General features: G+C 73.8%; 14 protein-coding genes. 6 read left to right on the top strand and 8 right to left on the bottom strand.

Features of this window, described 5'->3' with window-relative positions:
• Nucleotides 1–38 precede the first annotated feature (38 nt).
• On the bottom strand, nucleotides 39–2,126 hold the full coding sequence (gene pknB, locus FHU40_RS00770; RefSeq protein ID WP_343057649.1) for a Stk1 family PASTA domain-containing Ser/Thr kinase: 2,088 nt from the start codon (nucleotides 2,124–2,126) through the stop codon (nucleotides 39–41).
• A gap of 131 nt (nucleotides 2,127–2,257) precedes the next feature.
• On the opposite strand from pknB, the gene FHU40_RS00765 reads away from it, so the two are divergent.
• Complete coding sequence (locus tag FHU40_RS00765; RefSeq protein ID WP_183590396.1) at nucleotides 2,258–2,629, top strand: Rv2175c family DNA-binding protein; 372 nt, start codon at nucleotides 2,258–2,260, stop codon at nucleotides 2,627–2,629.
• Nucleotides 2,630–2,832: 203 nt separating this feature from the next.
• Here the strand turns inward: FHU40_RS00765 and FHU40_RS00760 are convergent, their stop codons facing one another.
• The gene (locus tag FHU40_RS00760; RefSeq protein ID WP_183590395.1) at nucleotides 2,833–3,903 is read right to left on the bottom strand and encodes a polyprenyl synthetase family protein; all 1,071 of its coding nucleotides are present in this window, start codon (nucleotides 3,901–3,903) and stop codon (nucleotides 2,833–2,835) included.
• Nucleotides 3,904–3,967: 64 nt separating this feature from the next.
• Here FHU40_RS00760 and metF point away from each other — a divergent pair, with 64 nt between their 5' ends.
• Nucleotides 3,968–4,858, top strand: a complete 891-nt coding sequence (gene metF / locus FHU40_RS00755; protein WP_183590394.1) for a methylenetetrahydrofolate reductase [NAD(P)H] — start codon at nucleotides 3,968–3,970, stop codon at nucleotides 4,856–4,858.
• Nucleotides 4,859–4,963: 105 nt separating this feature from the next.
• Here the strand turns inward: metF and FHU40_RS00750 are convergent, their stop codons facing one another.
• The 4 genes from FHU40_RS00750 to FHU40_RS00735 all read right to left on the bottom strand — a co-directional run bounded on the left by FHU40_RS00750 (nucleotide 4,964) and on the right by FHU40_RS00735 (nucleotide 8,294).
• Entirely contained in the window at nucleotides 4,964–6,010 is a 1,047-nt protein-coding gene (locus tag FHU40_RS00750) for a hypothetical protein (protein ID WP_183590393.1), read from the bottom strand.
• A gap of 145 nt (nucleotides 6,011–6,155) precedes the next feature.
• Nucleotides 6,156–7,457, bottom strand: a complete 1,302-nt coding sequence (locus tag FHU40_RS00745) for a phytoene desaturase family protein (protein WP_183590392.1) — start codon at nucleotides 7,455–7,457, stop codon at nucleotides 6,156–6,158.
• 7 nt (nucleotides 7,458–7,464) lie between these two features.
• Complete coding sequence (locus tag FHU40_RS00740) at nucleotides 7,465–7,821, bottom strand: ArsC/Spx/MgsR family protein (protein ID WP_183590391.1); 357 nt, start codon at nucleotides 7,819–7,821, stop codon at nucleotides 7,465–7,467.
• Nucleotides 7,821–8,294 carry a YbaK/EbsC family protein gene (locus tag FHU40_RS00735; protein ID WP_183590390.1) on the bottom strand — a complete coding sequence of 158 codons (474 nt, stop codon included), beginning with the start codon at nucleotides 8,292–8,294 and terminating at the stop codon, nucleotides 7,821–7,823. The genes FHU40_RS00740 and FHU40_RS00735 overlap by 1 nt, the downstream gene beginning before the upstream one ends.
• 50 nt (nucleotides 8,295–8,344) lie before the next feature.
• Between FHU40_RS00735 and FHU40_RS00730 the strand changes: the two genes are divergently transcribed.
• The 4 genes from FHU40_RS00730 (at nucleotide 8,345) to FHU40_RS00715 (ending at nucleotide 10,865) form a co-directional block, all read left to right on the top strand.
• Nucleotides 8,345–8,803, top strand: coding sequence for a hypothetical protein (locus tag FHU40_RS00730; protein WP_183590389.1), 459 nt, complete (start codon nucleotides 8,345–8,347; stop codon nucleotides 8,801–8,803).
• Between the two features lie 182 nt (nucleotides 8,804–8,985).
• Nucleotides 8,986–9,417 (top strand): SAV_6107 family HEPN domain-containing protein, encoded by a 432-nt coding sequence (locus FHU40_RS00725; protein ID WP_183590388.1) that lies wholly within the window; start codon nucleotides 8,986–8,988, stop codon nucleotides 9,415–9,417.
• A 63-nt stretch (nucleotides 9,418–9,480) separates the two neighbouring features.
• On the top strand, nucleotides 9,481–10,215 hold the full coding sequence (locus FHU40_RS00720) for a methyltransferase (RefSeq protein ID WP_183590387.1): 735 nt from the start codon (nucleotides 9,481–9,483) through the stop codon (nucleotides 10,213–10,215).
• 215 nt (nucleotides 10,216–10,430) lie between these two features.
• A complete protein-coding gene (locus tag FHU40_RS00715; protein WP_183590386.1) occupies nucleotides 10,431–10,865 on the top strand; it encodes a DUF3040 domain-containing protein in 435 nt (144 codons plus the stop codon).
• Nucleotides 10,866–11,171: 306 nt separating this feature from the next.
• Here FHU40_RS00715 and FHU40_RS00710 read toward each other — a convergent pair whose 3' ends face one another.
• Together FHU40_RS00710 and FHU40_RS00705 are read right to left on the bottom strand one after the other, a co-directional pair.
• Nucleotides 11,172–13,553, bottom strand: coding sequence for a transglutaminase TgpA family protein (locus FHU40_RS00710; protein WP_183590385.1), 2,382 nt, complete (start codon nucleotides 13,551–13,553; stop codon nucleotides 11,172–11,174).
• Nucleotides 13,550–14,815 (bottom strand): DUF58 domain-containing protein, encoded by a 1,266-nt coding sequence (locus FHU40_RS00705; protein ID WP_183590384.1) that lies wholly within the window; start codon nucleotides 14,813–14,815, stop codon nucleotides 13,550–13,552. The genes FHU40_RS00710 and FHU40_RS00705 overlap by 4 nt, the downstream gene beginning before the upstream one ends.
• Between the last annotated feature and the right edge of the window lie 16 nt (nucleotides 14,816–14,831).

Genomic DNA, 14,831 nt, shown 5'->3' with positions numbered 1-14,831 from the left:
ACAACCTACCGGCGGCCGTGGGGCGAACCAGCGCCGGCTCAGATCAGCGACAGGGTGATCGTGGTGCCGGGCGGCACCATCTCGCCCGCCCCGGGGGACTGCGACCACACGAAGCCGAGGCCGAGCGACCCCGCGGCGTCCTCGGTCCGGACGTCGAAGCCGAGGCCCTCGAGCTTCGCGCGGGCCGCGTCGACGCCCGCGCCGCGCACCGACGGCACCTCGACCAGCTCGGGACCCTTGGACACCACGAACGACACCTGGTCGCCGCGGTGGACGGTCGTGCCGCCCTGGGGGTCCATCGAGATGACGGCGCCGTCGGGGACGTCGTTGGAGTACTCCTCACTGGCGACCTTGCCGGTGAGGCCCTTCTTCGCGAGCCACTCCATGGCCTTGTCGACGCTCTTGCCGACCCAGTCCTTGAGGTCGACCGGCTTCGGCCCCTTGCTGACCACGAGGTCGACGGGGGAGTCGGGGCGCAGCGTCGTCCCGGCCTTGGGGTCGCTGCTGATCACCTCGCCGGCCGGCACGCTGTCCGACCACTTCTCGATCGACCTGCCGTAGCCGAGGTGGGTGGCGAGCAGCGCGTCCTGCGCGGCGTCCTCGGACCTGCCCTTGAGCTTGGGTACGTCGTAGCGCTCCTTGCCCAGCGAGATCACCACCGAGACGGTGCCGCCGTCGAGCACCTTCGCGCCCGGCTCGGGGTCGGTGGAGACGATCCGGCCGGCCGCGACCGTCTCGGAGTAGGCCTCGTCGCCGAACTCGGCCTCCAGCCCCGCCGACTCGAGCGCGTCCTGGGCACCGCTCTGGGTCATCCCGAGCACGCCCGGGGTCGTCGTGTAGCGCCCGTCGATGAACCACCACGCCGCCGTGCCGCCGCCGATCACCAGCAGCAGTGCGACGATCAGGAGCAGGGGTCCCTTGCGGGAGCGTCGGCGACCGGGCGGTCGGGCGCCGTCCGCGCCGGGCGGCTGTGCGCGTCCCGCGGGCGGCACGGGCGGCGTCGTCCGGGTGCGGGGCGCGGCTTGGGCCGGCTGCGGGTCGAGGGTGCGCAGCGGCGCGGTCAGGTCGGCGTCGGCGGCGGCCGGGATGGTCGCGAGCACCTGCCCGGGCTGGAAGGGTCCGCCGAGCGGGTCGGGCGCGGTGTCCTCCGTGGTCGGCGCCTCGGCCGCCTCGAGCCTGGCCCGCAGCGGGGTGAGGTCCGTGGTCAGGTCCGGGTCGTCGACGACCCCCTCGGCGAGCGCGTGGCTGACCCGGTGCACCTGGTGGAGCAGCACGGCCGCGTCGGCCGGCCGGAGCTCGCGGTCGCGGGCGGTGGCGCGGGCCACCAGTGCGTCGACGTACGCCGGGATACCCGGCACGGTCGCAGATGGGGCCGGCACATCCTCGTGGACGTGGCGGTAGGCGACCTGGATCGGCGTCTCGCCCTCGTGGGGCTTGGCGCCGGTGAGCATCTCGAACAGCACGACGCCGGCGGCGTACACGTCGGCGCGGGCGTCGGCGCGGCCGTTGACCACGAGCTCGGGTGCCAGGTAGGAGACGGTGCCGATCAGCACGCCGCCGGTCGCGGTGTGCTGGGTGTCGGCGCTGACCGCCTTGGCCAGGCCGAAGTCGGCGACCTTGACCCGCCCGTCGTCGGAGATCAGGACGTTCTCGGGCTTGATGTCGCGGTGGATGAGGCCGGCCCGGTGGGCGGTGGCGAGCGCGGAGAGCACGGGCTCGAGCAGCGCCAGCGCCTTCGCGGGCGGCATCGGGCTCTCCTTGCGGATGACGTCGCGCAGCGTGTGGCCGGACACCAGCTCCATCGCCAGGAAGACGGTGCCGTGGTCGTCGCCTTGATCGTAGACGGCGACGACGTTCGGGTGGGAAAGGCGTGCGGCGGCCCGGGCCTCGCGCACGAAGCGCTCGGCGAACTCGTTGTCGTCGCCCAGCCCGGGGTGCATCACCTTGACCGCGACGGTGCGGTCGAGGCGGATGTCGGTGGCCTCGTAGACACTGGCCATACCGCCGCGGGCGATGCGCGAGCCGATCCGGTAGCGGCCGTCGAGCACCCGCCCGGTCAGGGGGTCGGCGGCAGCGCCGGCGCCACCCGCGCGGGCGCGCCGGTCGTCGTGCCGGTCTTGCTGCACAGCGACCCTCCTGGGACCGGACGGGGAAGGGTCCGGAGCCTCAATCGTACGGACGGTCCCCGTTGCCCGCCTGTTGGGCGGCGGCCCGGCGTGGCGTGGAGCGGCCGGGATGCGGGTGGGAGACTGGCGGCATGACCACTTCCCGGAGCCTCGCCGACGCCGACCTCGCCGTCCTCGTGCCGGACTGGCTCGACTGGGCGGCCGCCGCCGAGCAGCTCGGCGTGACGGTCGCCAAGGTCCGCACCATGATCCGCGACCACGAGCTGGCCGCGGCCGTCCCGTCGCCGGGCGCGGGCCAGCAGGTCCCGGCCGACTTCCTCCAGGACGGGCTGCCGGTCAAGGGCCTGCCGGGTCTCCTCACCCTGCTCCACGACGCGGGCTTCGACGACCGCGAGTGCATCGCCTGGGTCTTCACCGACGACGACCTCCCGGGCCGCCCGATCGACGCGCTGCGCGAGAACCGCGGCTCCGAGGTCAAGCGCCGCGCCCAGGCACTGCTCTAGCCAGGATGGTGGTTGAGCCGGTCTCGGTGGTCGAGGTGCGAAGGCGCGCTAGCGCCTGAGCCTCGAAACCCGGTGAGTGGGAGGGTGGTGGTTTCGAGGCTCCTCGCTGGCGCTCGTCGCACCTCAACCACCGGTGGTCTCGGTGGTTGAGGTGCGAAGGCGCGCTAGCGCCTGAGCCTCGAAACCACCCGGCCAGACCGCCCTCAGACCGCCCGCCGCGTGGCGGAGTCGGCCAGCCCGCGCAGCACCTCGCGGGCGTGGTCGTCGATGTCGGCCCGGTCCAGGGCGCGTACGGCGCGGCCGGCGAGCTCGTCGATGACCGCCTCGACCTGGGCGTGGGCGCCGGAGGCGTCGATGATCCCGCGCAGCCGGGCGACGTCGTCGGGGGAGAGGTCGGTGCCGAGCGAGCGGTCCAGCAGGGTGGCGTCGGCGGGCGGGGCGCCGTCGAGGGCGAGCGCGACCAGCACGGTGCGCTTGCCCTCGATCAGGTCGTCTCCGGCCGGCTTCCCCGTGGTCGCCGGGTCGCCGAAGACGCCGAGCAGGTCGTCGCGGAGCTGGAACGCCTCACCCAGCGGGAGGCCGTACTCCGACAGGGCTCGCATGGTGTCCGAGGTCGCCCCGGCGAGTGCGGCGCCGATGTGCAGCGGCCGCTCGATGGAGTACTTGGCCGACTTGTAGCGCAGCACGGTCATCGCGAGGTCGACGTCGGCGCGGCCGCGGGCCTGCACCGACACGTCGAGGAACTGCCCGGCGATCACCTCGGAGCGGCACCGGTCGAAGACCTCCAGCGCGGGCGCGACCTGGGTGATCGGGAGCCCGCAGCGGCGCAGCAGCTCGTCGGCCCAGCTCAGCAGCAGGTCGCCGAGCAGGATCGCCGCGGCCGCGCCGTACTGGGCGTGGTCGCCCGGCCAGCCCGCCGTACGGTGCTCGGCCTCGAACGCGCGGTGGGTGGCCGGCCGGCCGCGACGGGTGTCGGAGGCGTCCATGAGGTCGTCGTGGACGAGCGCGCTCGCATGCAGCAGCTCCAGTGCCGCGCAGGCGCGCACGAGGGCGTCCTCGTCGGCGGGCTCGGGCGCGACCGCGCGGTGGCCCCAGTAGCAGAAGGACGCGCGGAACCGCTTGCCCCCGCTGATCGAGGTGCGGGCCTCGGCCACGAGCCGGTCGGCGTCGGGTCCCAGCGGGGTCAGCTGCGCGGCACGCTCGTCGACGAACTCGTCGAGTGCCGCCTGGACCCGGGCGCGGAACGCGCCGCTGTCCCACCCGTTCGCCGTCACGCCGAGGAGACTAGCCAGTGGACGCGATGTGGTCGGAGCCGGTCCCCTTCCTAGACTGTTGCGTATGGCGAACCAGCAGCAGCCCGGGATCGGCGACCTCGTCCGGTCCGGGGGGCGATCGTTCTCCTTCGAGTTCTTCCCGCCGCGCGACGCCGCCGGCGTGGAGCAGCTCTGGCAGGCGATCCGCGAGCTGGAGCCCTACCGCCCGACGTTCGTCTCGGTGACGTACGGCGCCGGCGGGTCGACGCGCGACGCGACGGTGCGGGTCACGAGCCGGATCGCGCGGGAGACCTCGATGACGGCGATGGCCCACCTGACCTGTGTCGGGCACACCCGCGCGGAGCTCGAAGGCGTCCTCGACTCGTACTCCGAGGCCGGCATCCGCAACGTCATGGTGCTCCGCGGCGACCCCCAGGAGGGGCCCCGCGCGCCCTGGACGCCGACCGCCGGCGGGCTGACCTACGCCGAGGACCTCGTCGACCTGGTGCGTGCCCGGGGCGACTTCAGCATCGGCGTGGCCGCGTTCCCCGAAGGACACCCCTCGGCTGAGTCGCTCGACCACGACGCCGACGTGCTGGTCGCGAAGGCCCGGGCGGGTGCGGAGTTCGCCGTCACCCAGATGTTCTTCCGCGCCGAGGACTACTTCGCGCTCGTCGACCGGGTCCGGTCGCGCGGTGTGGACCTGCCGATCCTGCCCGGCATCATGCCGATCCTGAACCTCGGCAACATCCGCCGCCAGAGCGAGCTGATCGGCACCGACGTGCCCGGCTCCGTGGTCGAGCGGATCATGGCCCACGACGGCGACCCGGTCGCCATGCGCGCGGCGGGCGTCGCCCTCGCGGCCGAGCTGTGCGAGCAGCTGCTCGACGGCGGCGCGCCCGGCCTGCACTTCTACACGCTGAACCGCTCCAAGGCGACGCGCGAGATCTTCGCGGCGCTCAACATGGCGGTGTAGGACGTCGCCATTTGCGATAGTCCGTCACGTTCTGGTTGCCCACCGGGCCGATCGACGACCAGAACGTGACGGACTATCCCGACGATGCACGCGGCCCGAGCACCCTCAGCCCACCCGGCGGTACCTCAGCAGCCGGTGTCGCTGGACGTCGTCGAGTCGACGGCGCTGGTCGACGGTGACGGTGGGGACCCACCGCGCCGGCGCCGCGAGGGTCCATCGGCACGCGTCCCCGGGCTCGTACCGAGCACGGCTGTAGGTCCCGCGCAGTCGCTCGATGAAGGCGGCCGGGTGCGGACGGTCCTCGGCGACCATCGTGACGTACTCGAGGCCGACTCCCCGGAACGCGGACTCCCGGTCGAGATCGCGAGCGCGTCGCTTGCCCACCAGATGCAGCGACCCTTCGTACTCGCCGACGATCCCGGCCACCGGGTCGATCAGGTCCGGGGTGCCGATGTGTCGCCCCGACCGATCGAAGACGGGACGGTTGCAGAGCGGCCGTGGGAAGCCGGCTTCGACGGTCCAGGCCCAGCGCATCTCGACCTCCGTCGGCGACCAGGCGTTCTCGTCTGCGTACGGGATCGCGTCGCGACATCGGGGGATGCCGGTCCAGGACGAGTGCTCATCGGCGTACGCACCCAGCTCCTCGATCGAGACCAGGTCGGCGTACGCGGCCATGTCGAGAGCGATGACCGCTGCGAGCAGGGACGGGGCGTACCTCATCTCGAAGCAGACGGACCGCACGGCCGTCGTCGTCCGCAGTCCGTCGACCACCGTCAGGTCGGCGGGTGCGATCTTCTCCCGGCACACCGCGATGCCCGGTTGGGGCCGGACATGGAGGCCCGCGGTGGCCAGCGTGACGTCGCGAGGAGTCCCGTCGTGGTTGAGCCCGCCGAACCAGCGGTCACCCGCCCAGCGCAGCATCGCCCACCCGGTGACCCCGCCGTACGTCGGCAGGACGGCGGCCGCCTCGACGATCCGCTGCTCGACCCGCTCGTCGTCGATCCGGCTCGGGACGTACAGCCCCCGCGAGCTCCGCCGCCAGTCCCGCCCTCGCGCCTGGGCCTGGGTGGGCCCCGCCAGACCGCGAGCGTCCACCCGCACCGGGGCGACGATCTCCGGTCGGTTCGGGTGGAACGGCGACGGCTCGAACATCGCAGCATCGTGCGCCGCATCCGGCCGTCGCTGCTCCCGTCATCCACAGGCCCGCGAGGTGCGGGGGCGGAGTGGGTCGATTATCGGGATAGTCCGTCACGTTCCGGTTGCCGATCGTCCGGAGTGACGACCAGAACGTGACGGACTATCCCGCCGGTCCCACCTCCGCCGCCACCAGCGCCGCGGACAGTCCCACGTAGGGGAGCCCGGCGCCCGGGGTGGCATGGGCGCCGGCGGCGTACACGTCGGGGATGGGGGTGCGCGGGCCGAGTCGCCTCCGCGTGGTGCCCCGGCCCTGCCAGAGCACGCCCATCGGCGAGCCGCCCCACTGCTCGACCTGCTCGCGCGGGCTGACATCCACCCGTTCGACGACCTGTGGCCGCAGGTCGATCCGGTGCCGCGCCAGGGCACGCAGGATGTCCTCGGAGAGGCTGCCGCGGCCGTGCACGGTCAGGGCGGCGTGACCCTCCGGGGCGCGCCCGCCGGTGCGGACGACGAGCGTCGGGTCACCGTGCAGCACCAGTTCGTGCGGCAGGTCCGGCGCCTCGCCCGACAGGCCGACGTGCACCACGAAGGGCGGGATCGCGGGCATGGTGCGCTCGACGTACGCCGCCAGCGCCGGCAGTCGTCGCGGGTCGACGGCGCAGACCACGACGTCGGCGTCGACCTCGCCCGCAGGGGTGGCGACCGCGGCGACCCTTCCGTCGCGCACCAGCAGGTCGTCGGCCTCGGTGTCGGTCAGGACCTGCACCTTGCGGGTGGCGAGTCGTGCGATCAGCGCGTCGCCGAGCCGCGCCATCCCGCCCTCGACGGTCCAGGCACCGAAGCGCTGCTCGACGTACGCCGTCATGCCGGCCCAGGCCGGCACGTTGCGCAGCTCGTGACCCTCGGCGACGAACGGATGCCCGGCGACCAGCCGGAGTCGCTCGTCGCGGAACGCCTTCCGCAGGCGTCTGGCCAGCATCTCCCGACCGTCGAGCCGGCGGGCGACGTCGCGCGGCAGGTCGGCCGGGTCCCACGGGTTCTCCAGGTAGCCACGGCGCAGCACCTCCCAGTCGTCGGCGTACGACGCGACGTGGTCCACCCACTGCTGACCGAGTCCGCGGCCGAGCCCGTCGAACGCGGCCACCTGCGCCGCCCGGCCGCTCGACAGCCGCACGGACGTGCCGTCCTCGAAGCGGTGCTCCCGCACGAGGTCGAGCGGCACCAGCTCCAGCTCCCGCTCGATCGGCCGCCCGGACTTGCGGAAGAGGTCGCGCACGACGGCGGGGAGCAGGGTGTACGTCGGGCCCGCGTCCCACGCGAAGTCGCCCGCGTGGACCTCCGACAGCGCCCCGCCGGGCCTCGCCGCTCGCTCGATCAGGGTGACGTCGTGGCCGAGCTTGGCGAGCCGCAGCGAGGCGGCGAGACCGCCGAACCCGCCGCCGACGACCACGACGCGTGCCATCCCCGGCTCAGGCCTCGGCGCCGAGCACGCGGTCGAGCGACTCCTGGTCGCGGCCCACGACGGTCGTGCCGTCGGCCGCGGTGATGATCGGCCGCTGGATCGCCCGGGGGTGCGTCGCCAGCGCCTCGAGCCAGTCCGCCCGGTGCTCGGCGTCGCGGGGCAGGTCGATGCCGGCCTCGCGGGCCTCCTTGGCGCGCGCGATGTCCCAGGGCTCCAGGCCGAGCCGGGCCACGACGTCGGCGAGCTCGACGGCCGTCGGTGGCTCGTCGAGGTAGCGCCGTACGGTGTAGGCGACGCCGGCCGCGTCGAGCTCGGCCACGGCGGTGCGGCACTTCGAGCAGGCGGGGTTGAGCCAGATCTCCATCAGTCGACCTCGATCTCCGGCGCGCCGGTCATCGCCGCGAGCTCGTCGTAGGTCGTGGAGAACACCGCAGCCGGGTGGCCGGCCGCCGCCCAGACCACCTCGTAGCGCCGCAGCCAGGAGTCGAGGTACGTCGGCACGGGGGCCGGATGCCCGATGGGGGAGACCCCGCCGATGACCTGCCCGGTGTGCTCGCGCACGAAGTCGGGCGAGGCCCGCTTGAGCTTGCTCACCCCGACGCGCGCCGCGGCCGCAACCGTGTCGACGCGATGGGCTCCCGAGGTCAGAATGAGTACGGGCGTCCCGTCGGCGTCGAAGAGCAGGCTGTTGGCGATCGCACCGACCTCACACCCCAGTGCCTCGGCCGCGAGTGCCGCGGTGTGCACCGAATCGGGCAGGATGACGATCTCACCGGTGCCGCCTCGTCGCGCGTGGTCGTCGCGGAACCGGGTGATCGTCGGGTGTTCGGAGTTCATGGTCGAGACCCTAGGGCAGCGTGCTGCGCCGGGGATGGAGGAGGAGCTGGATGAGTCAGGGGCGAGCAACGGCGGTGACGGCCGCGGTCTGGTTGACCGGGGCGCTGGTCGTACTGTCGATGGTCACGGCCGGGCTCTCGATGGTCTTCAAGTCCGAGCTCACCGACGCGTGGGAGGCCGGTCGCCCCGACGCCGGCTCCGTGGAGCCTCCCGACATCGTGCCGGTCATCGTCGTGATGCTCGTGGTGATCGCGCTGATGATGGCGGTCCTGCTCGAGTTCTTCCGGGCCCGGCACGGCTGGGCACGGGTGGCGATCACCGTGACGGTGGCGGCGCTGGCGATCGGCACGCTGGCGACCCTGCGCATCGGACCGCCCGCCCTGTTCGTGGTGCTGTCGATCGTGAGCCTGGTGCTCGACGCGGCGGTGCTGGTCGCGCTGTGGCATCGCGACACCGGCGTCTACCTGCGGGCGGCCGACCGCTCCGGCGACGTCCGCGCCGGATCCTGATCTCGCGCCCTTGACGGGCCGTCGGCACCGGGGTGTAGCGTAGCCATCAGATCGAACATATGTTCGATCCGGCTCGGCGGGGACGACCTCGACCCCGTCCCCGTCGGGCCGGGCCTGGCTCAGCATGCCCGGTCGCACCGACAGTGGGTCGCCGGTCCTGGGTCGAGGAGATGAGGTGCTCGATGAACCCGTACGCCCTGCCCGCCACCACGCACTCCTATCTCGCCCGCGCAGCGGAGTCGCTGAGCGAGGCGGTGGCGGCCACGGACCCCCCGACGCGCTACGCCTGCGCCCACGTCGCGGCGCTACGCTCGGCGGCGGCGCTCTTGGCGGCCCGGGCCCGGCCATCGGCACGCCGCGGTCGCCGACCACAGAAGAACGCGTGGGTGCTGCTCGCCGAGGTCGCTCCCGAGCTCGGCGAGTGGGCGACCTTCTTCGCGGCCGGTGCGTCCAAGCGGGCCGCCGCCGAGGCCGGCTCGGCACGGGCGGTCGCCGCGCGGGAGGCCGACGACCTGGTGCGCGACGCCGACCGCTTCCTCGCCGTGGTCGAGCGGTCCCTGGGGTTGGTGCCGCATGCCCCGCTCGCCGCGGGGGAGGTGATGCGCGCCGGGTGATGCACGCCGGGTGACGCGCCGGGTCTCGCGCGTCACCGGCCTCGCGCCACTAGTGTCGGAGGCATGAACGAGAGCGCGCGGCCCACCGAGCCCCCGAGCGAGCGGCGGACCGCCGCCAGGAGCTCGGTGGTCTGGGACGCCGTTCGGCCGTACGTCGAGGCCGGCGGCGACGTGCTCGACATCGGCGGCGGCACCGGCGGGTTCGCGGTCCGGGTCGCCGGCCTCGGAGCCCGGGTGACCGTGGTCGACCCGAGCCCCGATGCGCTCGCGGCGCTGAGCCGACGGGCCCGCGAGCTCGACGTCGAGGTCGCGGCGCAGCAGGGCGACCTGGCGACGCTGCTGGACGCCGTGGGGCCGCAGAGTGCCGATGTCGTGCTGTGCCACGGTGTCCTCGAGGTCGTCGACGATCCGGTCGCCGCGCTGGCGACCCTGCGTCAGGTGCTCCGCCCGGGCGGGACGCTGAGCCTGCTCGTCGCCCAGCGACACGCGGCCGTGGTGGCCCGGGCGATGGCCGGCCACTTCACCCAGGCGCTGACGTTGCTCGATGCCCCGGTGGGGGCGCGAGACGGCCGCGCCGGCCACCGCTTCACGGCGGCCGAGGCCACCGAGCTGCTGGAACGGTCCGGCTTCGCGGTCGGCGCGGTCCACGGTGTCCGCGTCTTCGCCGACCTGGTCCCCGGCTCGCTGCTCGACCTCGAGGCTGGGGCGACCGCCGCCCTGGTCGAGCTGGAGCGCGCGGTCTCGGAGCGACCCGAGTACCTCCCGCTGGCGGCCCAGCTGCACCTTCTGGCGCGCTGACCCGCTGACCGCCGGATGCCCGTGCGGGGGCGGATCGCAGCCGCCCGTGACCGCGTCCGGAACGCCCCGACGCCGTCCTGGGCACCGTGCCGACCAGGCGTCGGCCACGGTTCGGTGACGAAATTCGGCGACCCGCCTACCGGGATCAGCAGCCGCTGCCTAGACTTGCAGTTGCCGGAGTCGTTGTGTCCGGCGATGACCATGTGGGAGGTACGGTGCCACTCTCGGAAGAGGAGCTCCGACTGCTCGAGCAGATGGAGCGGGCCCTCGTCGAGGAGGACCCCAAGCTGGCGTCGACGCTGCGCGGCACGGCCTTCCGCCGCACGGCCCGTCGCCGCGCGATCATCGCAGGTGTCTGCTTCGCGATCGGTGTCGCTGTCTTGATGACCGGCGCCGTCGCCCGGATCACAGTGCTCGGCATCGCGGGCTTCGTGGTGATGCTCGGCTCGGCCACCGTGGCCCTGGCCGCCATGCGTGGTCATCATGCGGCCCCGGCGGCGGCCGACCCGCGCGCCGCGCATCCCAGCCGCGGCTTCACCGTCATCGACGGCGGTCGCCGTACCAAGCGCAACCGCGGCTCCAACGGCGGCTCCTTCATGGAGCGCATGGAGGAGCGCTGGCGCCGGCGCCGCGAGCACGGCGGCTTCTGACCCGCGCCCCCAGCACCACCAGCACCACGACCCGGTCGACCACGGCCGGGTCGTTCCACGTTCGGAGCACGTCCCACGCGCAGCCGCAAGAGGGATACCCAGTGACGATGTGGTTGCTCCGGAGCGCTCGGAACAACCACATCGTCACTGGGTATCCCTCATGGCGACCTCCCCGTCGGCCCACCCGGCCGGCAGCGGCGGCGGGATAGTCCGTCACGTTCTGGTCGTCATGAGCGTGGATCGACAACCGGAACGTGACGGACTATCCGCAAAGTCCGATCCGACGCCGACCGGGTGCGGGGCCGATCAGCTCATGTTGTCGACGACCCCGCCGTAGCGGGCCTCGAGGGGCGGGGCGGTGGAGCTGGTACGGCGGCGCAGGGTGAGCACGGAGCGGGGCCACCAGGTGGCGCGGCGCCGGGCGGCCCGGGTGGCACCGCCGGCGAGCGCGGCGACGCACGCCTCGCCGTCGCTGCGGAGCCGCACCGGGTCGATGGTGGCGCCGGCGCGGGAGTAGCGGGCCAGCTCGAGGGTGAGCACCAGCCGGTCGAGGGCGGCGACCGCCGCGGGGGCGACGGCCGGTCCGTGTGCCGGGCGTTCGGGGGAGTCGGGCCCGGCGGGCGCGCCGAGGTGCTCGACCAGCACGTTGCGGGTACGCCGCGGCGAGTGGCCGGGCGGCCACGGGACGCCGAGGTCGAGCGCGGTGTCGTGGAGCTCGTCCCAGATCGCCTCGATCGCGCCCGAGGCGAGCCGGCGCTCGCGACGCCGAGAGCGCACCAGCCGGGGGAGCAGCAGTCCGCCGACGAGGAGCGCGACCGCGGCGAGCCCGCCGAGCGTTGGCCCCCACGCGATCGTCGACCCGGTGTCGCCGGAGTCGCCGGCGTCCGCCGCGGCAGACTCGGTGTCCTGGGGGCGGTTGGTCGGCGCGACCGCCGAGGACCTCGCCGACGGCGAGATCGACGCGGTCGGGCCGTCGTCGGGCGTGCCGGGCACGGTGTACGACGGGACGTCCTCGGCCCGGCCGGCCGGGGTGGGCTCGAAGCGCACCCAGCCGGCGCCGTCGAAGAACAGCTCGGGCCAGGCGTGCATGTCGTCGGAGCTGTAGACCCACGTGTCCGGGCCGTCCGGCGACGGGTTCAGGAAGCCGATCGCGACCCGGGCGGGGATGCCGAGGTCGCGAGCCATCACCGCCATTGCCGAGGCGAACTGCTCGCAGTAGCCGATCCGGCCGCCCGGGGCGTCGGTCAGGAACTCCACCAGCGCATCGGTGCCGTTGCCGTCGGCGCGGTCGAGGGAGTAGCTGAACTCGGTGCGGAACCAGTTCTGGAGCGCGACCGCCTTCTCGTACTGCGTGGTCGCGCCGTCGGTCACCTGCACCGCGAGGTCGTGGACGATCGGCGGCATGTCCTCGGGCAGGTCGGTGAAGATGTCGTCCACCTTGCCGGTGGGCGTGCCCGCCTGCTCCAGCCGCGCCGAGGTGAGGTTGAGGTCGACCGAGGTCATGGTGTAGTCGAGCGAGGCCGTCGACAGGTCCTGGTCGCCGGCGATGAAGTCCATGGTGCGCTGGTCGTAGCGCCAGTCACCCGGGGCGTCGACGAGACTGACCGGCGGCTGCGTGGGCAGCCAGCGCGAGTCGAACGTCGGCAGCACGCTCACCTGGTAGGGATAGTCCTGCCGGGAGAGCTCCGCGGCGACGCCCTGCGGTGGCGGCATCTGGCCGTCGGCGAGGTGGTCGGCCGGCACCTCCCGGTTGCCGGGGCTCCACTCCGCGTCGGAGAAGCGGGTGAGGGCGAGGATCCGCAGGTACGACGGGTCCGGGTCGTTGGTCGTCACCCGGATCAGCGGGATGTCGTCGCCGCGCTTGAGGTCGCGCACCAGATCGGCCGTGGGGTTGGCCACCTTGATGTCGTCGCCGCCGCCCGAGCCCGGGCCGAAGTCGAACATGTGCAGCCCGGTCGCCGGGATCAGCACCGGCACCATGACGGCGATCGCGGTCGCGGCGCCACCGACCAGGCTCGCGGTGCTGCGGACGGTGGTCGCGCCGGCGCCGAACGAGATGGGATCGCCGGTCTCGCGGTCCTCGCCGAGCGGACGGCCCCAGCGCGCGACCTGGTCACTCTCCTGGAGGAAGAGCATCGTGAGGTAGCCGATCGCGGTGATGGCGAAGACCCACCAGGCGATGCCCTGGTCGATCATCCCGACCGGGATGCTGAAGATCGCGAGCAGGGGGAGGCCGGCCAGCGGCACCCGCCGCAGCGTGCACGCCAGCATGTCGACGAGCAGCAGGCACGCCAGCCCACCGAGGACCAGCAGGACGTCGACCGGGGGCGCGCCCAGCGGCACCGGCGCGCGGTACTGCCGGGAGGTGTCGAGCGCGTCGCCGATCATCGTCGTCAGCTCGGTCCAGGCACCGCCGACCGGCAGCGGGGAGCCGACCAGCATCAGGCAGCTCAGCATCGCGCCGACGACCACCTGGAACGCCACGACGGCGGCACCCGGCCAGCGCCACCAGCGCGCCGCCACCCCGACACCGGCGATCACGAGGGCCAGCAGCAGCAGCGGGTTGAGGAAGTCGCCCGGCCGGACGGTCAGGTCGCGCCAGGCGTTCATCGCGAGCCAGGTGGTGCCCGCCGTCGTGGCGGCGAAGATGACGTTGGCGCCGAGCCGACCCCGGGGCCGGGTGCTCATGACCCGACCTGCTGGTGTGCGCCGCGCGCGGTCTGAGCGCTGGTGTGGCCGAGCTCCTGCCAGACCGCGTCGAGCCGGTCGCGGGGTCGCAGCGCCACCGCGCGCCAGCCCTGCTGGGCGAGGACCCGGGTGGCGCCGTCGTCGGGAGCGGCGCCGATCCAGGCGTCCACGTCGACGGCGACGGCCAGCGCCGAGCCGGCGTGGTGCTGCATCCGGCGCAGCACCGGCAGGTCCGCCGCGTCCACGCCGCCGAACACCGCGACGGTCAGCCCGCCGTGCGCGCCCTCGGTCAGCCACCCGGTCTCCAGCCGCGGCTGCTGCACCGGTGCCACGACCGCGAGCGCCTCCAGCAGGGGCCCGGTGTTCAGGTCGGCGCCGCGCACGTGCCAGGCGCTGCCCGGCTCCTCGCCGGTCGCGGTCACCAGGCGTACGGCGAAGCCGCGGTGGGTCAGGTGCACGGCGACCGAGGCCGCGACCGAGACCGCCGCCTCGAGCGAGGACGCGATGCCCTGGCCGCGGTGCGCGGTCACCCGGTTGTCGAGGAAGAGCGTCGCCCGTGACTGCCAGGGCTGCTCCTCGCGGCGCACCATGAGCTGGCCGACGCGCGCCGAGCTGCGCCAGTGCACGCGGCGCAGGTCGTCGCCGCGGCGGTACTCGCGCACGGTCACGTCCTCCGCGCTGCCGATCGCGAACGCCCGCGGCCGGTTGTCGCCGGAGCCGGTCCAGGCGCCGCCGAGCGGGATCTGCGGCAGCGGCACGGTCCGCGGGGTGACGATCAGCGGCACCGTGGTGCGGAAGGTGCGGCCCAGCTCGACCAGCCCGAAGGGGTCGCTGACCCGCACCGACATCGGGCCGATCTCGAACCGGCCGCGCACGTCGGAGCGCACCTGGTAGCTCACCGAGTGCCGCCAGCCCTGGCTGATGCCCTCGAGCACGAAGCGCGGCCGGGTGCCGAGCACGTAGGGCACCTGGTCTTCCAGCAGGAGTACGCCGTTGGGCGCGAGCCCGTCGTTCGCGAGGGTGAGCGTCACCCGGGCCGGCTGCCCGGCGGCCACCAGCTGCGGGGTGACGTTGCGCACCAGCGTGAGCCGGTAGCGGTTGCGCGCGAGCACCAGGACCGTGATCAGCGTCAGCGCCAGCAGCAGCACGCCCACGCGGGCGAGCGTCGTCTGGTCGAGGATGATCGAGCAGACGACCGCGGTGACGCCGGCGGCGAGGAAGGCCCGTCCGCGGACGCTCAGGCCGGCCAGTGCCTCTCTCATGAGCCTGGTGCCCTCG

Source organism: Nocardioides soli (genome assembly GCF_014191495.1).
GTDB classification, from domain to species: domain Bacteria; phylum Actinomycetota; class Actinomycetes; order Propionibacteriales; family Nocardioidaceae; genus Nocardioides; species Nocardioides soli.
Note: the sequence above shows the minus strand (reverse complement) of the source record. Positions and strands in the feature narration are given on the sequence as shown.

Coding starts and splice junctions, on each gene's coding strand:
- FHU40_RS00765 (WP_183590396.1), top strand. CDS start 2,258: ATGACCACTTCCCGGAGCCTCGCCGACGCCGACCTCGCCGTCCTCGTG.
- metF (WP_183590394.1), top strand. CDS start 3,968: ATGGCGAACCAGCAGCAGCCCGGGATCGGCGACCTCGTCCGGTCCGGG.
- FHU40_RS00750 (WP_183590393.1), bottom strand. CDS start 6,010: ATGTTCGAGCCGTCGCCGTTCCACCCGAACCGACCGGAGATCGTCGCC.
- FHU40_RS00745 (WP_183590392.1), bottom strand. CDS start 7,457: ATGGCACGCGTCGTGGTCGTCGGCGGCGGGTTCGGCGGTCTCGCCGCC.
- FHU40_RS00740 (WP_183590391.1), bottom strand. CDS start 7,821: ATGGAGATCTGGCTCAACCCCGCCTGCTCGAAGTGCCGCACCGCCGTG.
- FHU40_RS00735 (WP_183590390.1), bottom strand. CDS start 8,294: ATGAACTCCGAACACCCGACGATCACCCGGTTCCGCGACGACCACGCG.
- FHU40_RS00730 (WP_183590389.1), top strand. CDS start 8,345: ATGAGTCAGGGGCGAGCAACGGCGGTGACGGCCGCGGTCTGGTTGACC.
- FHU40_RS00725 (WP_183590388.1), top strand. CDS start 8,986: ATGAACCCGTACGCCCTGCCCGCCACCACGCACTCCTATCTCGCCCGC.
- FHU40_RS00720 (WP_183590387.1), top strand. CDS start 9,481: ATGAACGAGAGCGCGCGGCCCACCGAGCCCCCGAGCGAGCGGCGGACC.
- FHU40_RS00710 (WP_183590385.1), bottom strand. CDS start 13,553: ATGAGCACCCGGCCCCGGGGTCGGCTCGGCGCCAACGTCATCTTCGCC.
- FHU40_RS00705 (WP_183590384.1), bottom strand. CDS start 14,815: ATGAGAGAGGCACTGGCCGGCCTGAGCGTCCGCGGACGGGCCTTCCTC.